This window comes from Arthrobacter sp. 2YAF22_2 (genome assembly GCF_052114645.1).
GTDB lineage: Bacteria > Actinomycetota > Actinomycetes > Actinomycetales > Micrococcaceae > Arthrobacter.
On record NZ_JBFRFD010000722.1, the window covers coordinates 1 to 1325 of the forward strand.

Annotated in this window: 1 protein-coding gene and 1 pseudogene; both read left to right on the plus strand. The window is 69.4% G+C overall.

The features are described from left to right. A pseudogene (locus tag AB4Y86_RS19020) lies at positions 1-218 on the plus strand (MFS transporter); the annotation flags it as partial. Beyond that, positions 211-1325 (plus strand): FAD-dependent oxidoreductase (locus AB4Y86_RS19025; protein ID WP_441403684.1); only part of this gene is annotated, 1115 nt, incomplete at its 3' end. The pseudogene AB4Y86_RS19020 and the gene AB4Y86_RS19025, both read left to right, overlap by 8 nt.

Below are 1325 nucleotides of genomic sequence, written 5' to 3' on the forward strand. Positions count from 1 at the left end.
TGCGCGGGACCGCGCTGGGCTGGGCGCTGGGGACGGGCCGGATCGGCGCCGTCGCCGCGCCGCAGATCGGTGGCCTCCTGCTCGCCGCGGGGCTGGGCGTCAACTCCAATTTCTTCGCCTTTGCCGGCGCGGCCGCCATCGCGGCGGTCCTGCTGGTCGCGGTGAGCCTCAAGCTCAAATCCAACCTCTCAATTTCTCAAGGAGCAAGCAATGTCTGAGCACGCCACGTCCACCGATGTCCTGGTCATCGGAGGGGGAATGGCCGGACTGGCCGGGGCCCTCGCGCTGCGTGAAAACGGCGCCAACGTCACCCTGGTGGAGCGCGCCCCCGAATTCGGCGAAGTCGGCGCGGGCCTGCAGATGGCACCAAACGCCTCCCGCGTCCTGCAGCGCTGGGGCCTGCTGGAAAAGGCCCTCGAAATCGGCGTCCAGCCCAAGCACCTGGTCTTCCGCGACGCCGTCACCGGCGAGGAACTGACCCGCCAGACCCTCGGCGGCGAGTTCGCCGCACGCTACGGCGCACCCTACGTCGTGATCCACCGCAGCGACCTGCACCGGGTCCTGCTCGAGGGCTGCGAGGCGGCCGGCGTCAAACTGGTGAACGACGTCATGGTCGAGAGCGTTGAGACCGTCAACGGCCGCGGCGTGGCCCACACCGCCGCCGGCGTCGACTACGAGGCCGACGTCGTGATCGGCGCCGACGGGCTCAAGTCCACGCTGCGTCCGCTCGTGGCCAGTGATGAGCCGGTCCCGTCGGCGTATGTCGCCTACCGCGGCACGGTGCCGATCACCGAGAACACCCCCAAGGCCGACCTGGAGGACGTCATCGTCTACCTCGGCCCGAACTGCCACCTGGTCCAGTACCCGCTGCGGAAGGGCGAACTGCTGAACACTGTGGCCGTGTTCAAGTCGCCGTCCTTCGAACGTGGCGAGGAGCAGTACGGCGGCGTGGACGAGCTCGAGGCAGCCTACAAGGACTGTGTCCCGGCCGTGCAAGAGGCGCTCAAGAACCTTGCCACCGGCATCCGTTGGCCGATGTACGACCGCGACCCGATCGAGAACTGGGTCGCCGGCCGGATGGTCCTGATGGGCGACGCGGCGCATCCGATGCTCCAGTACCTGGCCCAGGGCGCCTGCCAGGCGCTCGAGGACGCCGCCGTGCTGCAGGACGCCAGCAGCGGTACCGTCTTCACCGCGGACGGCGTCAACCCGGACGCGTGGGACGGAGCGATCAAGGAATTCAACAACATCCGCGCCGCCCGCACCGCGCGGGTCCAGCGGACAGCCCGCGTCTGGGGCGAGTCCTGGCACGTTTCGGGCCTCGC